The sequence below is a fragment of the Cellvibrio sp. genome (genome assembly GCF_039207905.1).
Lineage (GTDB): Bacteria > Pseudomonadota > Gammaproteobacteria > Pseudomonadales > Cellvibrionaceae > Cellvibrio.
In genome coordinates this window covers 2270-8999 of record NZ_JBCECX010000043.1, presented here as the reverse complement: position 1 = coordinate 8999, position 6730 = coordinate 2270, and the positions used below count along the sequence as shown (strand labels likewise).

The window sequence follows — 6730 nt, the reverse complement described above, 5'->3', positions numbered from 1 at the left end:
TGCACCCCGACCGGCATTGTAAGCAGCCGTTGCCAGAGTGATATCGCCGTTGAAACGATTCAACAGACGAGACAAGTATTTCACGCCGCCGTCGATATTTTGCGCGGCATCGCTGGTATCGCTCACGCCCATATCTTTGGCTGTACCAGGCATCAATTGCATCAAACCCATCGCCCCTTTGCGCGAACGGGCAAGCGGATTGAAATTGGATTCAGCATGAATTACCGCACGCACCAGTGAAGGATCAACACCGTACTTTTTCGCGGCTTGGGTAATCGAATAGGTAAATTGGGTCATGTACAACTTGGTGCCGCGCCAATCCACGCGCGATAGCGGGTTACACGCAAAACAAGAGTTGTAAACGATAACTTCGTAAGCTGATTTCTTTGGCTGGCGATCAGAGTATGCGGTCGAGCCGTCTTTGTGATACTTGAAAAACTTGAAGGTTTGCACTGGCTGCTTACTCGCAGCAGCTTCCAATCGCTCCTGCTCTTTGCGCGCTTTTTCATCGGCAGCTGTTTTTTCTGCAATGCGCCGGACATGAGCCTCAAAATCTTCCACGCTGGACTCTTGCCGGGAAACGGAGGTGATCACGCCCATCGCCAGCTCCCCGGTATCCGCCAATAGCGCGCCACTGGTAAGAACCAGTAGGGGAAACGCTAATAGCCAAAGGGGTTTACGCACAGGGAACACTCTTTACTGACGACTACACAACAGGTTGCCGATAAAAACTATCGGCTGGGAGATTTAGTGTAGCCCAGCCTGCCAAAAAGCCATGACATCAAAATCCATTTTCGTGATTTGGTGCCACTAAATAGTGACAACTTTAGCGGGATATCACCGGGGGATAAGTTCCAGTGAATCAGGATTCCAACCACACATCCCGAATCCAATGCCAAACCGATGGCCATGTCTCGTCAGTCAGATCACCATCGCGCCAGAACACCACTTCACCTTCCGGCTCCACGCAATAATAATTGCCGTTCACTTCACACAAAGGCATGAGGTAACGAGGTACGCCTTGCGACCAGGCAACGGCAGTGACTTCAGGTAAGTAGGTATGGGAATGGGGATCAGCAGCGGTAACCGGCTCGATTCCGCCGTACACCACATCGCTGGCTTCTAATAAAAAGGTGCGCATATCGCGCGGGATGGGCAGAAGAATTTCTTCTTCTATCTCGACCAGCCGGTCTTCATCGGGCAATTCCAAAGGTACTGGCACGGATTCATTATGCTCGCGCAGCATATCCAGAACTTCATCGATATCAGACATATTTCTACCTGCTCATTATTAGGGGACAGGGACTATAGCCTGAACCACACCCCCTAACAATAGCTGTATCCCTGTAGCGATTTTCATCCTCGGACAATTACTCTTCCTTTAGCAAATCCTTACGTTGACGCTCATAAGTCTGGTAGTCGGGTGATAAACGAGACAAACATTCCTGCCGCTGCACGCCACTCAACAATTCACATTCATTGCGCTGATTGGTTTGGACGGAATCGTAGACTTCGCGCTGGGAACAGGCCGATAGAAAACACAGAAAAATAATGCCGACTATTTTCATGATAAACGCACCTTTTTCGCTAATTATTAGTGATGCGATATCGACCCAAAAATCTGTCGGGCAGTTCCCTCAGGATACGGATTGTTACAAGAACTTAATGAAACAGCGACAGTTGTTGATCCACCAATTGATTCAGGGATTCATTTAAAAAATGCAAAATGCTGTCGGCGACGGGAGTTAGTTGCTTATCAATATAATGCTGGTAATCAATAGGGCTCAGGCGCATCTCCATCCTGATTTCATCCGAACCCACTGGTTCAGGCCCATTGGTCGTAATCACATAACTGATCCAATCGCCACGGCGTAAATTCTTTCCCGTAAGTTGCACATACTTACGCGCAGCCTGCACATGGGGTGGGACATTTTTTTGATACTCGTGCAGATGGCGACGCAAACGCTTGCGATAAATTAACTCCATATCGCGCTCGCCCGCCAACACCTGATCATTAGTCGTGCGCACAAAATCGAGATAATCTTCGCCGTCGAATATTTTTCGGTAGAGCAACATTTGGAATTCTTTCGCCAACTGCGTCCAATCCGTGCGCACATTCTCCAAACCTTTAAACACCATCTCGCGCTGGCCGTTGACTTCAATCATACCGGCATAGCGTTTCTTGGTGCCCAACTCCGAGCCGCGAATAGTCGGCATTAAAAAGCGCAGATAATTTGTCTCGTACTGGATCTCCAATGCGCTTTTTATTTTGAACTCGGCGTGCAAGGTTTTTTGCCACCAGCTATTTAATTCTTTTGCTAAACGCATACCGATCTTATTGCACTGGTCGGCAGTCTTGGGCGTTTTTCCCACGCAATTATTTTCCAGCCACACAAACAGCGAGTCTGTATCGCCATAAATAACGGCATATCCCTGTTGTTCAATCCAGTCGCGGCTGCGTTGGATAATTTCATGCCCACGCAAGGTAATTGAGCTACAAACACGCGGATCAAAAAAGCGGCATCCCGTCGAACCCAATACGCCGTAAAATGAATTCATAATAATTTTAATGGCGTGGGAGAGCGGCGCATTTTTATGTTGCTTTGCACGGTCACGCGCAGCGGAGAGCTGTTCAATCACATTGGGAAGTATGTGCTCTTCCCGAGAAAAATACGCATCATTAAAACCGGCTACAGTGTGTTCTTCATCAAGTTGTTTGTGCTGCGCAACCCAAAACGCGCAGGGGTCGATCAAGAATGTCCGCATAATGCTCGGGTACAGACTTTTGAAATCAAGCACCAACACATTATCGTAAATGCCCGGCTGCGAGTTCATCACATAACCGCCAGGGCTGATAACATCAGATTCAAATTCACCCAGATTCGGCGCTATGTATCCACGCCGATGCAAACGAGGTAAATATAAATATTCAAACGCAGCAACCGAACCGCCAATGCGATCCAATAATAATCCGGTTAATTGGCTGCGCTCCATCGCAAACGCCAACAACTCTTGTTGGATAAAAATTTTCCACACCAACTCGCAGTCGCGCAGGTTATATTCGGCTAGCGCTAACTTATCCTCCTTAAACAACCGCGTGATATCTTCACCGCGATCTTTATTGGTCAGCAACTTACTTTCGCCCAATAACTCGCGCGATACATTCTGCAGCGAATAACTTTGAAACTGGTGATTGGCAGTCTTGAGCAATTCAATACCGTCCAGCGCAACTCGTCCTGGGACTACTACAAAACTGCGCCCGCCCTCGTTCTCTTCATGGCGCCAATGAATCAATTGATTGCCTCGTCCCAGCTGAAATTCAATTCCTAAACGCTGGCAAATATTTTCCAGCACCAGCAAATCAAATTGCACCAGATTCCATCCAATCAAAATATCCGGATCAGCTTGCTGTAAAAACTGAAAAAATTGCTGCAAACAGGATTTTTCATTCGCACAGAACATAACGATATCCGTATCGTCGCCCTCGCCTACCATAAACACCTTATTACCAAACTCAGACCAGGCACCAATGGAATAAAGCTGTTTAGCATCCATGGTTGTTTCAATATCGAGTGAGAGCATGCGCAGCTGCGGGCGCCACAGTGATTGCTCGTCGGCGAGTGGCGTTATGCGAGGATTGATAATCGGTTGTTGCGTTTGATCGTTGAAATCCAGCTGGGCGCCAGCGGTGACAAAACGCTCCATCAAATAACGCTCGGGTGGACGAATGTCACTTTCCCAAAATTGGATATCGTTTTGATTAAAAATATCTTGCGCATCGCGCGCGGTGCGATGACTTTTAAAGTAGAGCGCATTCACCGGTTTATTTAAAAACGTTTTTAATTCAACTTCCGCCATCCGCCATTGGCGCAGCCGTTGAATAAGCGGTTGAATCACTGCCGCCTGTTCGCGCAACACAAAGAAAACGACCTCTTGACCGGTCACCTGTGTCCAACAACTGCCCCGCTCCGTCGCCCACCACAAATCCAGCGCAACACCATCACGGGTGTCGCGCCACTGGCGAGTAAGTAAAAAAGCATTAGTCATGGCAGAAACAGAGGATTACTGGTTGGGTGAACAGTATAACTGGTTTTCACCGGATTTGTGCCCGAGGCTTACTACGTTGGCTAGCACACCGAGAATGATTTTCCTGCCGCCTACAATCAACCCTAACTCGATAATCCACCGTTTTCCTTATTCATCTGCAGAGGAAATTATCATGAGCATTCAGGAATCAAACGGAACTGGGCTATTGCTCCAGACAATAAATGTCACAGCAGAATCATCTGTGCAAGAATATGCCCCATGGAAAATACTGGCGGCTGCGGCAGACACAAACACGGAAACAGACACGGAAAAAGAAGAGAATCTGGAAGAAACCACAGCGGACATTCCCAGCATTATTGGGCCAGACGAGCCGTTTGATCCTGATGCAAAACCGGAGGTTGATCCTGCACCACCGCAACCGGAATTACCAACTCCACCAGCTCATCCGAATATTCCACCGCGCACTAATGTTCCACCCACTACAAACACCCCGCCCCAACCTAAAAACCCCAATGATCCACCTGAGCTTACCGAACTTCCGCCCCATATTTCACCAATACACTAAACCCGCTCAATCAAACAAAATCGCAAAGGAAACTGACTCTACACTGAAGGAAAATTAAAACTACGTGCAATTAAAAAACGTAAAAAGCAGTTGGAGAAGAGATGAAGAAGCAAAATAGATTTTTGATAAGTTACCTTTGCGACAATCAACCCAATACGATTGAGATATCCAGTGATAAAGAATCAATGGATCGCGATGAGGCCGAAACATATATACACTTGGCCAACAACATAAAAGCAGGACACATCACTGACATTCAGGTTATTAGCCTGCACCGCCCAAACAATCCTGATGTTCATCCAGGTCACTATCAGCAACCTGAAGGTTAAAAACTTTTAATAGGACATCCCAATATATCGAAATAATTAACGATCAAATTAATTACTATTCTCTCGCACAAATAAAAAATCCTTCGATGAGCGAAGGATTTTTTATTTGATGGTCAGGAGCAAAAGAAAAAGGATTATTTTAAAACACGACTCGAACTCGCAGGATGCCAAGGCTCAGGAACATAACGAGTACGTGCCAATGTTTGGTAATAAGTCAAATCATGTTGTGGCTGCTCATAGCCTGCCGGAATAGGTTTGCCCGAGAACGTCTGGAAATAAAGCACACAAGAGTCGCGCCAAATAACGGCATCGCGCTCTTGCACCTGCAGCAGTGCTTTGACTTGCTGGAAGCGCTCAGCATCAATATAACCTTCCAACTTATTCCACTCGCGCTGCATAGTGCGAACCTCATCGACACCTGCGTAATATTTATGCACCAGTTCATCCCAAAGCGTTCGGCCAGATTTCATCTTGTGATCCCAACTTACATGATGAAACCACAGCATTAATTCTTCTGGCACCGAATTTAAATCGCCATACAACTGTGCGAGCGGAGCAGGATATTGCGCAACTGCATTTGAGCCAGTTTTAGTACGATCAAAACCAATACCGTCTTTTGCCGCGCGGTGATAATAAATAGCCGTCCAATCTGGCCGCTCCAGATTAGCCGTCCAGGGCGCTGGGCCGTAATGATCGCCTTGTGAATACAAATGCGTGAGTCCCAAGGGCGAGCGATAATTCACCCCAGCTTCACGGGAGGCCAGCATGATTTTTTTCACTGGTTCGATAAATTTTTTATCGTTGGAGAATGTCATCCGCAACCATTCTTCGGCAGCGACTTCGGCAGAGATATTGTGATCCCAGGCCATACGCCCAAACGCATACCAACTTGATTGCACGAACGGATGCCCCGTCCAATTGCGGTCAGTTCCAGGATTAATCACCGCCGCCATACCGGTGCGTTTGGTATTAAATATTTTTCCTTCGAGAATATTGCCAATAGTTGAGCCCTCGCCTTTCGCGAAAGTTTCAGTGCGCAATGATTCTTCAAATAGCGGCCCTTGGTAAGCAAGGTGCGTAGCAAAACCAAAATATTCCTGGGTAACCTGAAACTCCATCATCATGTTGGTTTTTTCCATCGCGGAAAATAATGCGGAGTAAGGTTCACGGGGTTGAAAATCGATAGGACCATTTTTCACTTGCAGAATTACGTTCTCTGCAAACTTGCCATCGAGCGGTTTAAATTCATCGTAGGAGCCGCGAAAGCGATCACCAATATCCGGGTGATATACAAACGCCCGCCAAAACACTACTCCACCATAAGGCTTTAACGCAGCGGCCAACATATTGGCACCATCAGCATGATTGCGCTTGTAATCTTGCGGCCCAGGTTGGCCTTCTGAATTGGCTTTTACTAAATAGCCACCAAAGTCGGGAATATAATCGTAGACTTTTTTGGTACGCTCTTGCCACCATTTTTGTACGCGAGGATCTAAAGGATCAGCCGTATCCAAATCGCCAAATGCGCGCGGCGAATTGTAATTAATCGACAAATACATTTTTATGCCGTAAGGGCGCAACACATCCGCCAACGCAGCAATTTTTTGCAAAAACTGATCACTCAAAATACGCGGATCAGCATTCACATTGTTGATCACTGTCCCGTTGATACCAAGTGATGCATTGATGCGCGCATAATCCACATAACGCTGCGATTTATGATCAGGCAAGGTGCCCCAATCCCACAGCGATAACCCCGCATAACCGCGCTCAACCAAGCGATTTAAAT

The 6730-nt window shown here is 47.1% G+C and carries 7 protein-coding genes; 2 read left to right on the top strand and 5 right to left on the bottom strand.

Going from position 1 to position 6730, the window contains the following annotated elements; genetic code table 11:
- From AAGC78_RS19050 to AAGC78_RS19035, 4 genes are all read right to left on the bottom strand, one after another.
- On the bottom strand, nucleotides 1-684 hold a 684-nt coding region (locus tag AAGC78_RS19050; protein WP_435785694.1), incomplete at its 3' end, for a lytic transglycosylase domain-containing protein.
- A 178-nt stretch (nucleotides 685-862) separates the two neighbouring features.
- Complete coding sequence (locus AAGC78_RS19045; RefSeq protein ID WP_435785693.1) at nucleotides 863-1273, bottom strand: SMI1/KNR4 family protein; 411 nt, start codon at nucleotides 1271-1273, stop codon at nucleotides 863-865.
- Nucleotides 1274-1370: 97 nt separating this feature from the next.
- Entirely contained in the window at nucleotides 1371-1568 is a 198-nt protein-coding gene (locus AAGC78_RS19040; RefSeq protein WP_435785692.1) for a hypothetical protein, read from the bottom strand.
- A 94-nt stretch (nucleotides 1569-1662) separates the two neighbouring features.
- On the bottom strand, nucleotides 1663-4047 hold the full coding sequence (locus AAGC78_RS19035) for a DNA polymerase II (protein WP_435785691.1): 2385 nt from the start codon (nucleotides 4045-4047) through the stop codon (nucleotides 1663-1665).
- Nucleotides 4048-4219: 172 nt separating this feature from the next.
- On the opposite strand from AAGC78_RS19035, the gene AAGC78_RS19030 reads away from it, so the two are divergent.
- Nucleotides 4220-4612 carry a hypothetical protein gene (locus AAGC78_RS19030; protein WP_435785690.1) on the top strand — a complete coding sequence of 131 codons (393 nt, stop codon included), beginning with the start codon at nucleotides 4220-4222 and terminating at the stop codon, nucleotides 4610-4612.
- A 101-nt stretch (nucleotides 4613-4713) separates the two neighbouring features.
- Complete coding sequence (locus tag AAGC78_RS19025; RefSeq protein ID WP_435785689.1) at nucleotides 4714-4941, top strand: hypothetical protein; 228 nt, start codon at nucleotides 4714-4716, stop codon at nucleotides 4939-4941.
- Between the two features lie 134 nt (nucleotides 4942-5075).
- On the opposite strand, the gene AAGC78_RS19020 is transcribed toward AAGC78_RS19025, so the two are convergent.
- Nucleotides 5076-6730: alpha-glucuronidase (locus AAGC78_RS19020; RefSeq protein WP_435785688.1), on the bottom strand; the 1655-nt coding region annotated here is incomplete at its 5' end.